The sequence below is a fragment of the Enterococcus sp. CR-Ec1 genome (assembly GCF_002850555.1).
In the GTDB taxonomy this organism is placed as follows: Bacteria; Bacillota; Bacilli; order Lactobacillales; family Enterococcaceae; genus Enterococcus_D; species Enterococcus_D entomosocium.
The window spans coordinates 1943113-1960164 of record NZ_CP025223.1 but is presented as its reverse complement, the minus strand read 5'-3'; the positions used below and the strand labels follow the sequence as shown (position 1 = coordinate 1960164).

General features: G+C 42.4%; 15 protein-coding genes. 14 read left to right on the top strand and 1 reads right to left on the bottom strand.

The window, feature by feature from the left end:
* The first annotated feature begins 108 nt into the window (after positions 1-108).
* The 11 genes from CXM95_RS09445 (at position 109) to CXM95_RS09395 (ending at position 9753) form a co-directional block, all read left to right on the top strand.
* On the top strand, positions 109-750 hold the full coding sequence (locus CXM95_RS09445) for a FusB/FusC family EF-G-binding protein (RefSeq protein ID WP_086299410.1): 642 nt from the start codon (positions 109-111) through the stop codon (positions 748-750).
* A gap of 203 nt (positions 751-953) precedes the next feature.
* Complete coding sequence (gene nrdR, locus CXM95_RS09440) at positions 954-1424, top strand: transcriptional regulator NrdR (protein ID WP_005226004.1); 471 nt, start codon at positions 954-956, stop codon at positions 1422-1424.
* 13 nt (positions 1425-1437) lie between these two features.
* Positions 1438-2814 carry a replication initiation and membrane attachment family protein gene (locus CXM95_RS09435; RefSeq protein ID WP_101699057.1) on the top strand — a complete coding sequence of 459 codons (1377 nt, stop codon included), beginning with the start codon at positions 1438-1440 and terminating at the stop codon, positions 2812-2814.
* Positions 2814-3746 carry a primosomal protein DnaI gene (gene dnaI / locus CXM95_RS09430; protein WP_086299412.1) on the top strand — a complete coding sequence of 311 codons (933 nt, stop codon included), beginning with the start codon at positions 2814-2816 and terminating at the stop codon, positions 3744-3746. The genes CXM95_RS09435 and dnaI overlap by 1 nt, the downstream gene beginning before the upstream one ends.
* Before the next feature lie 23 nt (positions 3747-3769).
* Positions 3770-4228 (top strand): hypothetical protein, encoded by a 459-nt coding sequence (locus tag CXM95_RS09425; protein WP_016620078.1) that lies wholly within the window; start codon positions 3770-3772, stop codon positions 4226-4228.
* 95 nt (positions 4229-4323) lie between these two features.
* A complete protein-coding gene (locus CXM95_RS09420) occupies positions 4324-5019 on the top strand; it encodes a tRNA (adenine(22)-N(1))-methyltransferase (RefSeq protein ID WP_034872664.1) in 696 nt (231 codons plus the stop codon).
* Positions 5016-6134, top strand: a complete 1119-nt coding sequence (locus CXM95_RS09415) for a Nif3-like dinuclear metal center hexameric protein (RefSeq protein ID WP_303393850.1) — start codon at positions 5016-5018, stop codon at positions 6132-6134. The genes CXM95_RS09420 and CXM95_RS09415 overlap by 4 nt, the downstream gene beginning before the upstream one ends.
* Before the next feature lie 11 nt (positions 6135-6145).
* Entirely contained in the window at positions 6146-7378 is a 1233-nt protein-coding gene (gene pepT, locus CXM95_RS09410; RefSeq protein ID WP_086299413.1) for a peptidase T, read from the top strand.
* A gap of 101 nt (positions 7379-7479) precedes the next feature.
* Complete coding sequence (locus CXM95_RS09405; RefSeq protein ID WP_101699056.1) at positions 7480-8388, top strand: diacylglycerol/lipid kinase family protein; 909 nt, start codon at positions 7480-7482, stop codon at positions 8386-8388.
* A 33-nt stretch (positions 8389-8421) separates the two neighbouring features.
* On the top strand, positions 8422-8694 hold the full coding sequence (locus CXM95_RS09400; RefSeq protein ID WP_005235800.1) for a DUF1294 domain-containing protein: 273 nt from the start codon (positions 8422-8424) through the stop codon (positions 8692-8694).
* 27 nt (positions 8695-8721) lie between these two features.
* Positions 8722-9753 carry a lysylphosphatidylglycerol synthase transmembrane domain-containing protein gene (locus CXM95_RS09395; protein WP_016620081.1) on the top strand — a complete coding sequence of 344 codons (1032 nt, stop codon included), beginning with the start codon at positions 8722-8724 and terminating at the stop codon, positions 9751-9753.
* 40 nt (positions 9754-9793) lie between these two features.
* Here the strand turns inward: CXM95_RS09395 and CXM95_RS09390 are convergent, their stop codons facing one another.
* Positions 9794-11320: an ABC-F family ATP-binding cassette domain-containing protein gene (locus CXM95_RS09390; protein WP_101699055.1), complete on the bottom strand. Its 1527-nt coding sequence runs from the start codon at positions 11318-11320 to the stop codon at positions 9794-9796.
* Between the two features lie 307 nt (positions 11321-11627).
* Between CXM95_RS09390 and clpB the strand changes: the two genes are divergently transcribed.
* The 3 genes from clpB to CXM95_RS09375 all read left to right on the top strand — a co-directional run bounded on the left by clpB (position 11628) and on the right by CXM95_RS09375 (position 16890).
* Positions 11628-14234: an ATP-dependent chaperone ClpB gene (clpB, locus tag CXM95_RS09385; RefSeq protein ID WP_086299414.1), complete on the top strand. Its 2607-nt coding sequence runs from the start codon at positions 11628-11630 to the stop codon at positions 14232-14234.
* Positions 14235-14398: 164 nt separating this feature from the next.
* A complete protein-coding gene (locus CXM95_RS09380) occupies positions 14399-15940 on the top strand; it encodes an ABC transporter permease/substrate-binding protein (RefSeq protein WP_101699054.1) in 1542 nt (513 codons plus the stop codon).
* Positions 15937-16890 carry an ABC transporter ATP-binding protein gene (locus tag CXM95_RS09375; protein WP_005235811.1) on the top strand — a complete coding sequence of 318 codons (954 nt, stop codon included), beginning with the start codon at positions 15937-15939 and terminating at the stop codon, positions 16888-16890. The genes CXM95_RS09380 and CXM95_RS09375 overlap by 4 nt, the downstream gene beginning before the upstream one ends.
* The last annotated feature ends 162 nt before the right edge of the window (positions 16891-17052 follow it).

The window sequence follows — 17052 nt, the reverse complement described above, 5'->3', positions numbered from 1 at the left end:
AAGAAATTGGGAGGTGGTCATCAAATGCTTATTTATGCATTGTGTACGACTGTCAAGAAAGTAGAACAGCCGCAATAGGAAACGGAAAATTAGAAAGAAGGCTTTTTTATGATCGAACCTTACCAATTTCATTCAATTAAACATCAAGTATACCAATTAGTTCGAACCTATCAATCGGTGAATGATCCTCGAACGATCAAAACGGTTGAAACGATGACCAAAGACGCCATAGAAAAGTTTTTTCCTGAAGAAGAAACAGCACCACGTGAAATTTTAGCTGCTTTCTTTCAACAGGGGATGACGATCAGTCGCAGCAATGAGCTGTTAACAGAACTCAAAGAGTACGTCCGACCCTTTCAGGTGCCGACAACAAAACAAATTGAAAAAATGTTTCGGAAGGTAAAAAAACTGAAAATACCTGATTTTGCTTCCGTTGATTTAAAAGAGACCACTTATCTTGCTTGGGATGATATCGGTAGTCAAAGCAAGTTTATGATCATAGCCACTGAGCAGGGATTTACAGGACTTCACGGTCATGTGTCAACCGAGGTCAAAAAAGGGATCTGTCCCTTGTGCCAGCATGAAGGAAATGTGTCGATGTTTCTTTCTTTGACCAAGAGCAACGGCGATGGAACATATACGAAACGCGGGAATTATATTTGCCGTGATAGCCAAAGGTGCAATCAGCAGTTGGAACAGCCAGCAAATTTGCATGATTTTGTTTCTTTGCTGCAAATGAAAGATAAATAACGAAATGAAACGGCAGAAATCTTTCTGCCGTTTTTTCTCATTGAAAAAAACAACAGTTATAGCATTATTTAAATTTTGTATTAAATGAACAGAATAAACCACTTTGGCTATTGTACCAATGGATTTCATGTTATAATTAATCATAGAAACCGATGACTTTACGTGAAAACGTAAGCGCATAAGAGAGAAAATGAGGTGGAACTATGCAATGTCCAAAATGTCATCATAACAATTCGAGGGTAGTTGATAGTCGACAAGCCGATGATGGACGTGTGATTCGCCGTCGTCGTGAGTGCGAAAATTGCGGCTATCGCTTTACAACATTTGAACGTATCGAAGAGGCACCCCTACTTGTCATTAAAAAAAATGGTGCCCGTGAAGAATTCAACCGAGAAAAAATTTTACGGGGCTTGATTCGTTCTGCTGAAAAACGACCAGTGACAATGGATCAGATGGAAACAATCGTCGATCATGTGGAAAGTCGTGTCCGTGCTCTTGGTGAAAATGAAATATCTACGACACAAATTGGTGAGTATGTGATGGAAGATCTAGTTGATTTAGACGAGATCGCTTATATCCGTTTTGCCAGTGTATACCGCCAGTTTAAAGACATGTCAGTTTTCTTAAAAGAACTACAAGACATCGTCGAAAAAGCGAAAGAACCACAAGAATAGAGGGGGACAACAAGTGGGCAATAGTTTACCGAATCAATCGTACAAAGTGTTCAAAAGCCGTCCACTTACAACGGAAGGGAAAGACGCCCTCATTTATTTGTATCAACCAATTATTGAAAGTGATGCTTTAGCGTTGTATTTGACACTAGCAAGCGATGTCCAAGCCCAAAGCATTTCTGGCGAGGAGTCGATGACGACCGTGCATCTAGATATCTTGAATGCCATGAATGTCGGAATGCCTCGCTTCATAAAAGCCAAGCAAAACCTAGAAGGTATCGGCTTGCTGAAATCATATGAAAAAGCAGATTTGCAAAACGGATCCTCCTATCTGTATTGGTTGCAAGAACCGGTCCATCCAGCAGCGTTTTTTCAAGATGAATTGTATGCCTATCTGTTGTTGGAAAGAGTCGGAGAGCGTAAATTTAATCAGCTGGTCAAGCTGTATCAGCCAAAGCAGTGTTCCTTGACCGATTATCAGGAAGTGACTCAATCCTTCTCAGCCGCCTATGGGTTAAATACCGCTCGTTTCGCCTCTCATGAAGAAACGTTACAGGCAGTCAGTAATTCTTTTCAAGAATCCAATGCAAACTTGGTGCTTGACGAAAAGCAATTGGATTGGGACTTTCTTTTATATGAAGCGCAACGTCGGTATATCCGTGCCGCTAATTTCACGCCGAGTTTTCGACAAAAGTTAGTTCTATATCATTCCTTATACGGCTATGATGTGTTGGAATTGTTGGATTTGATGGCGGACAATGTTTCTTTGACAACAGGAGAGGTCGATCAGAAGAAGTTGGAACAAGCGATCATGAAAAAATCGCGGCAGACCTTCACGAAAACATCGACAAGAGAAGATCCTCAAGCGGAAAGTCAGTTGCGCCGCTTCAATACCTTAAAACAGAATGGTTTTTCAGAAAATGATGTATTATTGATTCAAGAAAGTGAGAACAATGCACCGATCGCTTTTCTAAAGGCGATCAAAGCGGAGAAAAACAGTTTTATGACCGATTCAGAACAATGGTTGATCAAAAGCCTTGTCGAACGATCACCATTGCCGAATAGTGTGATCAATGTTCTGGTTCATTACGTTTTAGTAGTCCAAAACAATGCCGCTTTATCCGGAAATTATGTAAATAATATTGCCGCCCAGTGGTCAGAATTAAAAATCGGTACGGCAGAAGATGCGATCAAGCATGTTCGGAGCCTTGTTCGAAGTGCCAAGGAAAAACGCAGCCGACCACAAACAAGCGGCAAAAAAATCATTCGCGAAGAAAAGCTGCCTTCTTGGGCTGAAAAACCAGTGGAAGAGACAGCATTAACGCCAGAACGACAAGCAGAATTAGATAAAAAACTGCAAAACTACTTGCATAAGAAAGCTGGTGACAAGTAATGGAAGATGTTGGAAAAAACTTAGGGAAATTATTGGATAAACGCAATTACCGTGATCAGTTTTCATCAATGATGGCAGAAGTTTTGCAAGATCCTGATGTCAAAGCGTTTATTGCCGAAAATGAAGAAGCATTGACCGAAGCGGATATTCAAAAAAGCTATGCGAAACTGTATGAGTTCGTTCAAGAAAAGCGGAAATTCCGCATCAATGATCCTTCCATGATCGCACCGGGCTATGAACCACGCTTAGCGTTAAATTTTCATTTTATTGATGTCACCTATGTGCCAACCCAAGAGTTACTGGCTTACCAGAAACAAGAAGAGATCCGCAGTCGCATCAAAGCGATGGATATGCCTAAAGATATTCAAGAAGCGAGCTTTGCAGATTATCAGCAAACGCCTGGACGAATGGAGGCTATCGCAGCCGCCGTTGATTTTATTAGTGAGTTGACAGCGAATCCGCAAGAATTTCATAAAGGCCTTTACTTTGTAGGAAGTTTTGGGATTGGCAAGACTTACCTGCTTGGAGCAATCGCCAGAGATTTAGCAGAGGCGGGGTATACAACGACACTTGTCCACTTTCCAACATTTGCGGTAGAGATGAAACAAGCAATCGGCAAAGATCAAGTGGGGGACAAGCTGAATGCAGTGAAAAAAGCCCCAATTTTGATGATGGATGATATCGGTGCTGATGCGATGAGCAGCTGGATTCGCGACGAAGTCTTCGGTGTCATATTGCAATACCGCATGCAAGAACAACTGCCGACCTTTTTCACTTCGAATTTTACTATGCATGAGTTAGAACAGCATCTTTCGGTGACGCAACGAGGTGAATCCGAACCATTAAAAGCCAAGCGCATTATGGAACGTATCCGTTATTTGACACAAGAAATTCAAATGACTGGTAAAAACCGACGAAATGATGGCCAATAACTGACTATTACTGGAGGAAGAAGATGATGACAAAACAGGTAATAATAGGATTATCCTTTGCAGCAATGCTGCTTTTAACAGCTTGCGGCAATCAGGGAAACAGCGCTGCAAATGGGGAGACTGGAACTTCTGAAACTAGCGAGCAGACCAGTTCCGTATCAAATAGTACATCAGAAACGGAAACAGCCGCAATTTTTACTGGTGTTATCCAAGAAGATGCGATAGCAGGATCGGATGATACCTTTTCACTCTTTTTGAAAGAGGTGGCGGCAGTGGAAGATGACGATCAAGTCGTCCAAAGTTTTCAAAATGATGGGGTCATCCTACATGTCCCAGTCGAGGCTTATTCAGGAGATCTGGAGGAATTGACGGAAGGTGCTACCGTCCAGGTGACGTTGCAAGGCATACCGATCATGACGATGTCGATCCCGCCGCAAATTCCGGGCAACTCGATCCAAAAGGTTGAATTAGTGGAAGATTAATGCAATGTGCGCCTTGGCAATGGCACCACAGTCAAGACGCACATTTTTTTCTATTTTTGGAAAGCGTGATATACTACGAGAGAAGGAGTGACAATATGAACGAACATGCATTATCGGATCGTTTGGCTTGTGTGGGCGCACAAATTCCCGACCAAGCACGTTTCGCCGACATCGGTTCCGACCATGCTTACTTGCCTGTTGCATTGATGCTGCAGAACAAAATCTCTTATGCTGTAGCTGGAGAAGTTGTTCAAGGACCTTATGATTCTGCCAGCAAACAAGTGCGTAAGAACGGGTTAGCTGATAAAATCGTGGTTCGCTTGGCAGATGGACTGGACGCGATTCAACCTGAAGACAACATCGACACCGTTGTCATTGCTGGAATGGGCGGCACACTGATACGTTCGATTTTAGAAGAAGGTAGCCGGAAAAATCGCTTAGCGGGAGTCAAACGCTTGGTCTTACAACCGAATGTTGGGGAACGGACTTTGCGAGAATGGCTCGTTAGCAACAACTTTATAATCATTCATGAAGTACTTTTAGAAGAAAACGACAAAAACTATGAAATTATCGTTGCGGAAACTGGAAAAACGACGTATACGTCCCAGCAATTATTTTTTGGTCCTTTTTTATTAAAAGAAAAAAATCCAGTTTTCCTTAAAAAATGGCAACATGAATTAAAGCAACGACAACGCGTCATTAAAGAGTTAGAGAAAGCCAAAGAACCACCTGCTGAAAAAATCAATGAATTAAAGGATCAGATCGAATGGATCAAGGAGGTGTTGGCATGATTTCTGGTCAAGAATTTATCAAACGCTTTGAAGCATACTGCCCTTTATGGTTGGCAGAAGAAGGCGATCCTGTTGGTCTACATGTTGGCACATTAAACAAACCGCTCGAGCGAGTCATGATGACTCTTGATGTACGTCCAGAAGTGGTTGCAGAAGCCATCGAGAAAAAGATCGACTTGATCATTGCCAAACACCCACCGATCTTTCGGCCTTTGAACCGCTTACTGACAGATGATCCACAACAAAAGATGCTAATGGATCTCGTCAAGCATGATATTGCCGTTTACGCCGCCCACACCAATATGGATATTATTGAAGATGGTTTGAACGATTGGTTTTGTGAACTATTAGAAGTTGAACCCGACACGTATTTGAAGCAAACCCATCAAGTAAAAATGAAGAAGCTAGCTGTTTTTACCCCTGTTGAATCGGCACCAGCGTTACGAAAGGCATTAGGTAAAGCAGGTGCTGGTCAGCAAGGCAATTACCAAAATACCAGCTATTCCTTGATTGGCACCGGTCGCTTTACGCCACAGCAAGCGGCACATCCTGCCATTGGTGAGATCGGAAAAGAAGAACAGGTGCAAGAAGCGAAGACCGAAGTCATTTTTCCAGAAACGATCGAGAAAAAGGTGCTTTCGGCAATGATCGCTGCTCATCCTTACGAAGAGCCAGCTTATGATCTGTATGCCTTAGACAATTTGCCGAAAACCTATGGAATCGGACGGGTTGGCAACCTCGCTGAGCCTCTTTCCCTTGATCAGTTTGTCGAACGTGTCAAAGAGCGCTTTGGTTTGACTGCTTTACGCCTCGTCAGCTTTCCTGGTGCACCTGAAAAAATTCAGCGAATCGCCATTTGCGGCGGCAGTGGCCAATCGTTTTATTCGGATGCCTTACGCCATCAAGCGGATGTGTACATCACTGGCGATATCAGTTACCATTTCGCCCATGACATGCAAGCCAATGGGTTGATTGGGATCGATCCAGGGCACAATATCGAAAAGGAATGTATTCCTCGGTTTATTGAGAAATTCAACCAGTGGAAAGCAGAAGAGAACTGGGCTGTGACCTTTGTTCCTTCCACCACTTCAACAAATCCATTTGACTATAGATAGGAGAATCTTTTATGTACGAAAATTTATTGCCTCGCTTTTTGAATTATGTAAAAACAGAAACTCGCTCTGATGCGACAAGCACGACAACACCTTCTACCCAAACACAGGTCGCGTTTGCCAAAGAACTGCAAAAAGAACTTGAAGAATTAGGATTAAGCGATGTTCATTACAATGAATCAAATGGTTTTGTGATCGCAACATTACCAAGTAACGTGGATCATGACGTACGCTCCATCGGTTTTATCGCCCATATGGATACTGCCGATTTTAATGCAGAGAATGTTGATCCGCAGATCATCGAAAATTACGATGGCGAATCAACCATTAAATTAGATAAAGAAGGAAAATACACATTAAATACAAAAGATTTTCCGAATTTAAAAAATTATGCTGGGGAAACCTTGATCACTACTGATGGTACTACTTTATTAGGTTCTGATGATAAGTCAGGTATTGCAGAAATCATGACAGCCATGGAAATTTTACTTAAAAACCCAACGATCAAACATGGGGAAATCAAAGTCGCATTTGGCCCTGATGAAGAAATTGGGGTTGGTGCAGATAAATTCGATGTTGAAGATTTCAATGTTGATTTTGCGTATACAATGGATGGCGGTCCAGTAGGAGAATTGCAATACGAGACCTTTAATGCGGCGCAAGCTGAAATTACGATCCAAGGAAAAAATGTCCACCCTGGAACTGCTAAAGACACCATGATCAACGCTTTGCAACTAGCAGTCGATTTTCAAAATGCGCTACCGCCTGATGAAGTTCCTGAGAAAACCGAAGGGACAGAAGGATTCTTCCATTTGATGAGTCTCAGCGGCTCAGTAGAAGAAGCGAAAATGGCATACATTATTCGAGACCATGACCGGACCCGTTTTGAAGAAAGAAAAGCACAATTATTAGCGGTTCAAGAAAGCTTGAATGCCCGCTTTGATGAACCGAGAGTACACGTTCATCTATATGATCAATACTACAACATGAAAGAAATCATCGAAAAAGATATGAGTATCATTGATCTAGCAAAAGATGCGATGGAAGCAGTGGGAATCACTCCTATCACAGAACCTGTTCGTGGTGGAACCGATGGCTCGAAAATCTCCTATTTAGGGATTCCAACACCGAATGTCTTTGCTGGTGGAGAAAATATGCACGGACGTTATGAGTTCGTCTCACTACAATCAATGATGAAAGCGACCGATGTGATTGTGAAAATCGCCGAACTGAATGCTCAAGCATAAACGTTGATTTTTGATTTGTTGGAATAAATGAAAAACTCTTGGGCTGGGAACTCTTCACGCAGGTCTTGCGTAAGACCCGGCCTTTTTAGGATGTGAATAGGATGAAAATTCTCGTTTTATACAATGATACAGCGGGGAAAAGTGAAGCAAAAGAAACAGCAGAAAAATTCCAAGCCTATGTGAAAGAACAAGGCGAAGAGCATCAAGCGTTCTTGCAGGCCTCAAATCCAGACGTGGATCCCAAAGACGTTCGAGAGGCTGCCGAAAAACACGCAGTCGATACGATTGTGATCATTGGTGGAGATGGGACGATCCATCATGGATTGCAAACCTTTAAAGAAAAGTTAGATGAGTTGAAGGTCGGCATCATTCCTGGTGGAACCGTAAATAATTTTGCCAGAATGTTGGGGATACCGGTGAAGCCCGAAGAGGACTTCGAGACGATCTTAACGGGGGTTGAGCGATCGATCGACTACGGGACGGTCAATGATCAAGTCATGATCTCGACCATGACCATTGGTCTTCTGGCAGATACCGCCGCAGCCACTTCCCAAGAAGAAAAACAGCAATATGGGCCGTTAGCGTTTATGAAACGGTTCATTCATCTGTTGATCAAAAAGAAACAATACAAATTAGAAGTCATTGCTGACGAACGGAAATGGCAGGGGAAAACTCAATTACTGACGATCGTCATGTCGAATTCAGCAGGTGGGTTTAAGAACTTCGATGAAGAAGCAAAGCCTGATGACGGATTGTTTCATATCATTCTTTTGCCAAAACTGAATATTTTACGATTTATTTTGTATTTACCAAGAATTATTCGTGGTAGAATTGCCAAAGTACCAAGTGTTGAATATTTCACTGCCGCAAAGGTCTCAATAAAGGCCAAAGAAAAAACGGTTCATACTCGAACCGATGGCGACCCAACGGATGATCTACCGATTGAGATGAAAGTTATCAAACATGGTTTGACGATGCTGGTACCTGAAGAAGCACAAGAATCAAAATAATGATCCCTACGATCAATCATATGGAGGAAATGGATGAATGCACTGATTTACAATCCATTGTGGTTTTATTTAATTGCAGTCAATCTTTATCTTTTCTGTCTGATGGGGTATGATAAATATCAGGCAGTGAAACAAGGTTGGCGGGTTCCCGAAGCAAATCTCCTTTTTATGGGGGCGATTGGTGGAGGATTAGGCGGTTTAATTGCGCAACGCGTATTTCGCCACAAAACAAGAAAGAAGAAGTTTCACCTCTTTTTTGCTTTTGGCACCGTTTTTGCTATCCTGCTGATGGTCTTTTTTGCATAAATTCGGTATAACAAGCAAGGAGTTAATATGAAAACTAAAGTGAAGTTCGCCCTTAATTTACTTTTACTAGTAGGGATTCTGGGTGTGATGTATTTTTTTGTCCGTAACTCGATGATGGATATTTTGGCGGGGCTAAGAGAGACCAGCTTTCTCGTCGTCTTACTGGTTATGGGGCTTGGCACATTGTACCTAGTGATTGAAGGACGAACAGTCAAAGAGATTGCCGTGACTTTCCAACCGGAATTCACAACCAAGGCGGGGTTTCTGACCGTCTGTTACAGTGGTTTTTATCGGATTGTGACGTTTGGGGCAGGCACCTTAATCTCAGAGGTGAATTTTTACCGTAAAAATGGCTTGCAGTTGTCACAGGGCGTTGGGGTCACCACCTTACACATGGTGATGTATAAGTTCGCCATATTGACTTATGCAATCGCTGGGTTGATCATTCAATTTTCGCTATTCTATGACAATGCACCCAATATGATTTGGGTAATTTTAGCGGGGATCGTACTCGTTTTTTTGATCATTGCCGCTTTGTTAGCACTTTCGGTCAGCATCAACATTCAAGTCTTTTTCGTGATCGTCAGCAATAAGCTGTTCAAAAGTGCGACATTAAGAGGAATCGTTGACAAATGCAACACCCAAATTTATTCTTTACGAGAAACAGTCAATGCGATTATTACCGACCGCACCGCTTTCTTGCGCATCTATTTGTGGAATCTTTTGAAGATGCTGCCTTGGTATGTGATTCCTTATGTGATTCTTGTTGTGCAGCATCCAGAGATCGATTTCTTGTTGACGTTATCCTTCATCAGTTTTGCCGTCGTCTTGTCCGGGGTGATTCCAACACCGGCAGGGATCGGATCATTTGAATTTATTTATATGCTGCTTTTTGGTCCATTAGTTGGCACGGTCGATGCTGCGTCTTCCATGCTACTGTACCGTTTAGCAACATTCATTTGGCCCTTCATAATTGGTTTTGCTTATGTAATGAAAGAAAAACGCAAAGATATTAGCCAAGAGTTGACTGAATTAAGAAAAGAAAAAGTGGAAAGTTAAAAACACGCTTATCTTCGAATAGAGGATAAGCGTGTTTTTTTTAGTCTTTCAAATCAATGATTCGATCAACAAAGGATTCATAAAACTCGCCTTCATGGGAAACAATCAAAACTGTTCCAGGAAAGGCCGCCAGGGTTTGTTCCAAATTGTTTTTCGTATCTTGATCGATATGGTTGGTCGGTTCATCAAGAATCAAGAAGTTACTTTTGATCAACATCATTTCGGCTAGTTTGACTTTTGTCTGTTCACCACCACTTAATAGCTTCAATTCTTCCTGGGCTAATTGGCTAGGTAAACCTGCCCGAGAAAGTTGCCGTCGCAATTCTTTGTTGGTGGCCTTCGGAAAAAGATCCTCAAGGTATTGAAGAGGGGTCTGCAAGGGATATTCCCAGTCAAGGTCTTGAGAAAAGTAATTGAATTTTGTATGCTGTGGGTAAGAAACGGCCCCTTCAATTGCTGGGATCACACCAAGAATTGTTTTGATCAATGTTGATTTACCGATCCCATTAAATCCCCGTATAGCAATTTTTTCGCCATAGCGGATCGTTAGGTTGATCGGGGAGAGTAAGGGCTTTTGGTCGTATCCAATGACTAGATTGGTGGTTTCCAAGGCCAAGGTGGTAACGATTGGTGCCAAATCAAATCCTAAATGGGGTTTAGGGACATCTTGTGGTGGGGTCAAACGATCAATTTTTGCCAACTGCTTTTCACGACTCTTTGCCATTGTTGAACGAGAACCAGCTTTGTATTTACGAATATAGCTTTCGGTTTTCTTGATATGCTCTTGTTGTGCTTCGTATTGCTTCATATAGCTTTCATTTTGCAGCGTTTTTAGTTTTAATGCTTTGTCTAAATTCCCCGTATACTTAGAAAGCTTGCCAAATTCGATATCAATGATATGGGTCGTGATTTCGTTAAGGAATTGACGATCATGAGAAACGACTAAATAGGTACCAGTAAAGTCCTGTAAAAACTCAACTAGCCATTTGATGTGCTCATCATCTAAGTGGTTGGTCGGTTCATCTAAAATCAGCATGTCGGGTTTTTCTAGCAGCATTTTTGCCAAGATCAGTTTTGAGCGTTGACCACCACTTAAAGAAGCGAGGGGGGTATCCATTCCGAGAACCGAAATACCTAACCCTTCTGCTAAATCATCGATCAATGTATCCATTTGGTAGAAATTTCCTTGATCCAATTGATTTTGCAATTCGCCCGCTTTTTCTAAAAGCTTATCGTCGAGGCTTTCGCCATAAGAAGTATAAAGATCGGCAATCTGTTGCTCTTTTTCGAAGTCTTCTGCAAAGGCAGAGCGCAAAAAATCACGGATCGATTGCGTTTCATCAACATTGACGTATTGATCCAAATAGCCCATTTTCAAATTTTTCGGAAATTGGACGAAGCCATCATCGGGGAGAATTTCTCCTGTAATGATTTTGATTAAAGTACTTTTGCCAGCGCCATTCCGTCCAATCAAACCGACTTTTTCACCACGGTTGATTTGAACGGAAACGTCTTCGTAAAGCAATTTGTCGCCAAATTGTTGGCTAATATTCGTTAATGTTAACATCATTTCCTCCATATAAAAAAGCTGTAAACAGTAGACGTTACAGCTAAGTAGATAATCTTACTGAATAAAAATCGCCAAAGAGCGATCAAAACGATCAGGAAAATCGATTGTTCCTGACCAATCAGGACCTAGCATACCATTGCTGCTTCCCATCTGTCAATTTTCATGAAAGAATACTGAAAAAAATCTTGATGTTCGAGGGAAAACTTTTGACCATTACTGACCAACGTTGTATAATAGAAGAGTAGAAAAAAGGATACTGCTTGCAGCGTACTTTTTTCTGACTACCATTTTGGGAGGGAAAAGTATGAACCCAGAAAAAATGACGACTACATTACAAAGTGCTATCGCTGAAGCCCAGCAGATTGCCATGACCCGTCACCATCAAGAAATTGATATTCCGCATTTATGGAAGATTTTATTGCAAGCCAATCAATTCGGCCGCAATTTTTACACGGACACAGGTCTCGATGTCGATGCTTTTGAAAAAGAAGTCGACCGACTATTAGATGAACTGCCTTCGGTTGAAGGAGGAAATGTTCGTTATGGTCAATCTATGAGTCAAAATCTGTTTCATCTTTTGTCTGAGGCAGATCAATTAAAAAATGAATTTCAAGACGAGTATCTTTCCACAGAAATCGTCCTTTATGCGTTGATGAAATTGAAAAATCATCCATTGACGGTGTATTTAAAGAAACAAGGAATCACTGCGAAAGAAATCAAGCAAACGATCGAAACATTAAGAGGAGGGGATCGTGTGACCTCACAAAATCAAGAAGAACAATACAAAGCATTAGAAAAATACGGCGTTGACCTGGTGCAACAAGTCCGCAGCGGAAAAATGGACCCAATTATCGGACGAGACGAAGAAATTCGCGATGTGATTCGCATCCTTTCTCGGAAGACAAAAAACAATCCCGTTTTGATTGGTGAACCAGGGGTTGGTAAAACAGCCATCGTTGAAGGATTGGCACAACGGATCGTGCGAAAAGACGTCCCAGAAAACCTAAAAGACAAAACGATCTTTTCTCTGGATATGGGTGCCTTGATCGCAGGTGCTAAATTCAGAGGTGAATTTGAAGAGCGTTTGAAAGCTGTCTTACAAGAAGTGAAAAAAGCCGATGGACGGATCATTCTCTTTATTGATGAGATCCACAATATTGTAGGTGCTGGTAAGACGGAAGGCAGCATGGATGCTGGAAACTTACTAAAACCAATGCTGGCACGGGGAGAATTGCATACGATTGGCGCAACCACCCTTGATGAATACCGTCAATACATGGAAAAGGATAAAGCTTTGGAACGTCGTTTCCAAAAAGTGCTGGTACAGGAACCAACCGTTCAAGACACGATTTCGATTTTACGTGGCTTGAAAGAACGGTTCGAGATCCATCATGGCGTCAACATCCATGACAACGCGCTTGTTGCTGCGGCGACCTTATCTGATCGGTATATCACGGACCGCTTTTTACCAGATAAAGCCATTGACTTGATCGATGAGGCGAGTGCCACAATTCGGGTGGAAATGAATTCGATGCCTACTGAGCTCGACCAAGTTACCCGTCGTTTGATGCAACTTGAGATCGAAGAAGCCGCATTGAAAAAGGAATCCGATGATGCATCGAAAAAACGCTTAGGCATTTTACAAGAAGAATTGGCGGAATTGCGTGAAGAAGTCAATACCATGAAAATGCAGTGGGAAACGGAAAAAGAAGAAGTCAATGCAGTTTCCAACAAACGGGCAGAGATCGATAAAGCCAAGCATGAGTTGGAAGATGCTGAAAATAACTATGATTTGGAACGGGCAGCTGTTCTTCGTCATGGGACGATTCCACAACTGGAAAAAGAACTAGCTGAACTGGAAGAAAAAAATCAAGATGAAGGCATTCGGATGGTCCAAGAATCAGTGACCGAAAATGAGATTGCCCTAGTCGTTGGACGTTTGACAGGGATTCCTGTTGCGAAATTAGTGGAAGGCGAACGGGAAAAACTGTTGAAATTAAATGAGACCTTGCATCAACGAGTGATCGGACAAGACGAAGCCGTCGATGCCGTCAGTGATGCCGTCATTCGTTCACGAGCTGGCCTGCAAGATCCAAATCGACCATTAGGTTCCTTCTTGTTCTTAGGTCCGACCGGCGTCGGTAAGACCGAATTAGCGAAAGCGTTGGCGGTCAACCTCTTTGATTCAGAAGAGCATATGGTTCGGATCGATATGAGCGAATACATGGAAAAACATTCGGTGTCTCGCTTAGTCGGTGCCCCTCCAGGCTATGTAGGATTTGAAGAAGGTGGACAATTGACTGAAGCTGTTCGACGCAATCCATACACGATCGTCTTATTGGATGAGATCGAAAAAGCCCATCCTGATGTTTTCAATATCTTATTACAAGTGCTTGATGATGGCCGTTTGACAGATTCAAAAGGGCGAGTCGTTGATTTCAAAAATACAGTCTTGATCATGACTAGCAATATCGGCTCTCAAGTCTTGCTAGCTGGCGTGACCGCAGAAGGGACGATCCCAGAAAACGTTGCTGAAAATGTCCGTAATCTCTTGAGAGGGCATTTTAAACCAGAATTCTTAAATCGGATCGATGACACGATTTTGTTCACACCGCTTAGTCTAAACGATGTGACAGGCATCGTCGACAAGATCATCGCACAGCTGTCACAACGACTGGAAGTCCAAGATATACTGTTGACGATCACTGAAGAAGCCAAACGCTGGATCGCTGAAAATGCTTATGAGCCAGCGTATGGTGCGCGACCTCTCCGTCGGTTTATCACGAGAGAAGTCGAAACCCCGTTGGCAAAAGAAATCGTTGCTGGCAGAGTCTTACCAAAGACCCAAGTCACGATCGAATTATTGAACGAACAGCTGGTTTTTGAAAATACGCCAATTACCGAGGAATAAAAAGATAAAAAATGGATAAATGCAAAACGATGGTTGCCGTTTCATTGGCAGCCGTCGTTTTTTTGCCGCTCAACATAAGACAAAAAAGTTCCCCTTGCTTGTTGTTTGGAGGAAATTCGCACTTCGATTATACTGTTCTTATGGAGTAGGAGAGGAATGAAAAGATGAATACTTTTTTTGAAACGTTGAATGAGCGAAAAGGGGAATTGCTGACAGCTGTCTTTGAGCATTTGTCATTGTCGATCATTGCGCTGCTGGTGGCGATCGTTATTGCTGTCCCGTTAGCCATTTGGCTGGTTAATCATAAACGGGCAGCGGAAGTCGGCCTACAAATAACGAGTGTGCTACAAACGATTCCATCACTGGCACTGTTAGGTTTATTGATTCCATTTGTGGGGATCGGAACGCCGCCTGCGTTGATCGCACTAGTTATTTATGCGTTATTGCCGATCTTTCAAAATACCTATATTGGCCTTTCGGAGATCGATCCATCAATCGAAGAAGCTGCGGCGGCATTTGGTATGTCTCGGATGCGCCGATTGATCAAAGTCGAATTGCCGATTGCCTTGCCTGTCATTATTTCGGGGATTCGCACGGCGTTGGTCTTGATCATCGGAACAGCGACTTTAGCCGCTCTGATTGGCGCTGGTGGGCTAGGTTCCTTTATTTTGTTGGGGATCGATCGGAATGCCCCTGAATTAACGTTGATCGGCGCGATCGGGTCTGCTTTACTGGCTATTATTTTCAGTACGTTGATCCGTTATCTACAACACCTGAAACCGCGCTATACCTTGATTACGCTGGCAGCGATCATCTTGCTGATTGGCGGCGTTTCTTTTTCACAGAGCGGATTTTTCGCGCCGAAAACCATTACCATAGCTGGGAAGTTAGGGTCTGAACCTGATATCTTGATCAACATGTACAAAGAATTGATAGAGCAAGAAGATCCTGATGCACAGGTTGAATTGGAACCTAACTTTGGGAAAACTTCTTTCTTATTCAGTGCTTTAGACAATGACCAAGTCGACATTTATCCAGAGTTTACTGGAACTGTGTTGGAGAGTTTAGTGGATGTACCGGAAAAAACCGCTAGTCAAAAACTTGACTCTGACGAAACCTATACCGAAGCAGTCAATCTGTTAAAGGATCAGTTTGAGATGACCTTGCTTCAGCCGATGGCGTATCAAAATACCTATGCGTTGGCTGTGAAAAAAGAATTTGCTGAGGAAAATGGACTAACCACGATCTCTGATTTGAAGAAAATCGAAAATCAAATCAAAGCCGGCTTTACCCTCGAATTCATTGATCGGACGGACGGTTATGCGGGCATCCAAGAACTCTATGGGCTAGATTTTCCAAGTGTCCAAAGTATGGAACCAGCATTGCGTTATCAAGCCATCAATAATGGCGACATCAATCTACTGGATGCCTATTCCACGGACAGTGAATTGCGTCAATATGGCTTAGTTATTCTAGAAGACGATCAAGAACTATTTCCACCTTATCAAGGAGCGCCTTTGATGAAAGAAGCCTTTGCCAAGGAACATCCAGAAGGCGTCCGTGCATTGGAAAAGCTGGCAGGTAAAATCACCGAAGAACAAATGAGTGAAATGAATTATCAGGTCAATGTCGAAGGAAAAAATCCAGCAGAAGTCGCGCGTACCTTCCTGATAGATGAAGGATTAATTAAGGAGGGACAAGAATGACACCAATTATTGAATTTAAAAACGTCAGTAAAAAGTTTGATCAAAAAATAGTGATCGATCAATTAGATCTGAGCATCAATAAAGGGGAAATCTTTGTTTTGGTCGGTCCTTCTGGGAGTGGGAAAACGACGACTTTGAAGATGATCAACGCGTTGTCAGAACCAACGGATGGCGATATTTACTTCAAAGAAAAACGAATCAAAGAATACAATATCCAAAAAATGCGTTGGCAAATGGGGTATGTTCTCCAACAAATCGCCCTGTTTCCGACAATGGATGTGAAGCAAAATATTGAAGTAATCCCAGAGATGTTAGGGTGGTCGAAAAAAGATCGCTCAGAAGCCGTGGATCGTTTGCTGACACAGGTCAAACTTGACCCAGAGCAATACCGCCATCGAATGCCTAAAGAGTTGTCAGGAGGAGAACAGCAGCGGATCGGGATTTTAAGAGCGTTAGCTGCTAACCCAGAAATTATTCTGATGGACGAGCCCTTTAGTGCTCTTGATCCAATTTCTCGAAATTCCTTACAGGAGTTAGTCCTCGATTTGCACCAAGAGCTTGGGACGACGATTATTTTTGTCACGCATAACATGAAAGAAGCGGTAAAACTAGGTACGCGCATTGCTGTCATGAATCAAGGGAAGATCGTCCAATGTGATACACCGGAAGTGATTGTCTCGCAACCAAAAACTGCTTTTGTGAAAAGTTTTTTTGAAGAGACCGGTGAAGACGAAGCAAAACTGGTCACTGCAGGGGATTTGATGCGGATGAACTTTTTCAGCGATGAAGTCAACCCAGTGGCTCCTCAAATCGCTGCATCTACTACTTTAAATGAGTTGTATACCTTATTTGCAACTCATGACACGGTAGTGATTGAAGAAGAGCAGAAACTCGTAGGGAGTCTAAGTCGAAAAGATGTGTTTGCTTTCTTGAGTCGTGATCGAACGTAAAAGGTTCTTTATGGCCACTAGAAATGTCATATTTTTTTAAAAATCGATGATTTCTCTTGCTCAATGTAAAAATTCCACGTAAGATTGAGGAAGATATCTTTTGTCAGAATGCCAGAAACGAGCTTTGATAATGACAAAAGATGCAGTAAAGGAGCGAAAGAG

Coding starts and splice junctions, on each gene's coding strand:
- CXM95_RS09445 (WP_086299410.1), top strand. CDS start 109: ATGATCGAACCTTACCAATTTCATTCAATTAAACATCAAGTATACCAA.
- nrdR (WP_005226004.1), top strand. CDS start 954: ATGCAATGTCCAAAATGTCATCATAACAATTCGAGGGTAGTTGATAGT.
- dnaI (WP_086299412.1), top strand. CDS start 2,814: ATGGAAGATGTTGGAAAAAACTTAGGGAAATTATTGGATAAACGCAAT.
- CXM95_RS09425 (WP_016620078.1), top strand. CDS start 3,770: ATGATGACAAAACAGGTAATAATAGGATTATCCTTTGCAGCAATGCTG.
- CXM95_RS09420 (WP_034872664.1), top strand. CDS start 4,324: ATGAACGAACATGCATTATCGGATCGTTTGGCTTGTGTGGGCGCACAA.
- CXM95_RS09415 (WP_303393850.1), top strand. CDS start 5,016: ATGATTTCTGGTCAAGAATTTATCAAACGCTTTGAAGCATACTGCCCT.
- pepT (WP_086299413.1), top strand. CDS start 6,146: ATGTACGAAAATTTATTGCCTCGCTTTTTGAATTATGTAAAAACAGAA.
- CXM95_RS09405 (WP_101699056.1), top strand. CDS start 7,480: ATGAAAATTCTCGTTTTATACAATGATACAGCGGGGAAAAGTGAAGCA.
- CXM95_RS09400 (WP_005235800.1), top strand. CDS start 8,422: ATGAATGCACTGATTTACAATCCATTGTGGTTTTATTTAATTGCAGTC.
- CXM95_RS09395 (WP_016620081.1), top strand. CDS start 8,722: ATGAAAACTAAAGTGAAGTTCGCCCTTAATTTACTTTTACTAGTAGGG.
- CXM95_RS09390 (WP_101699055.1), bottom strand. CDS start 11,320: ATGTTAACATTAACGAATATTAGCCAACAATTTGGCGACAAATTGCTT.
- clpB (WP_086299414.1), top strand. CDS start 11,628: ATGAACCCAGAAAAAATGACGACTACATTACAAAGTGCTATCGCTGAA.
- CXM95_RS09380 (WP_101699054.1), top strand. CDS start 14,399: ATGAATACTTTTTTTGAAACGTTGAATGAGCGAAAAGGGGAATTGCTG.
- CXM95_RS09375 (WP_005235811.1), top strand. CDS start 15,937: ATGACACCAATTATTGAATTTAAAAACGTCAGTAAAAAGTTTGATCAA.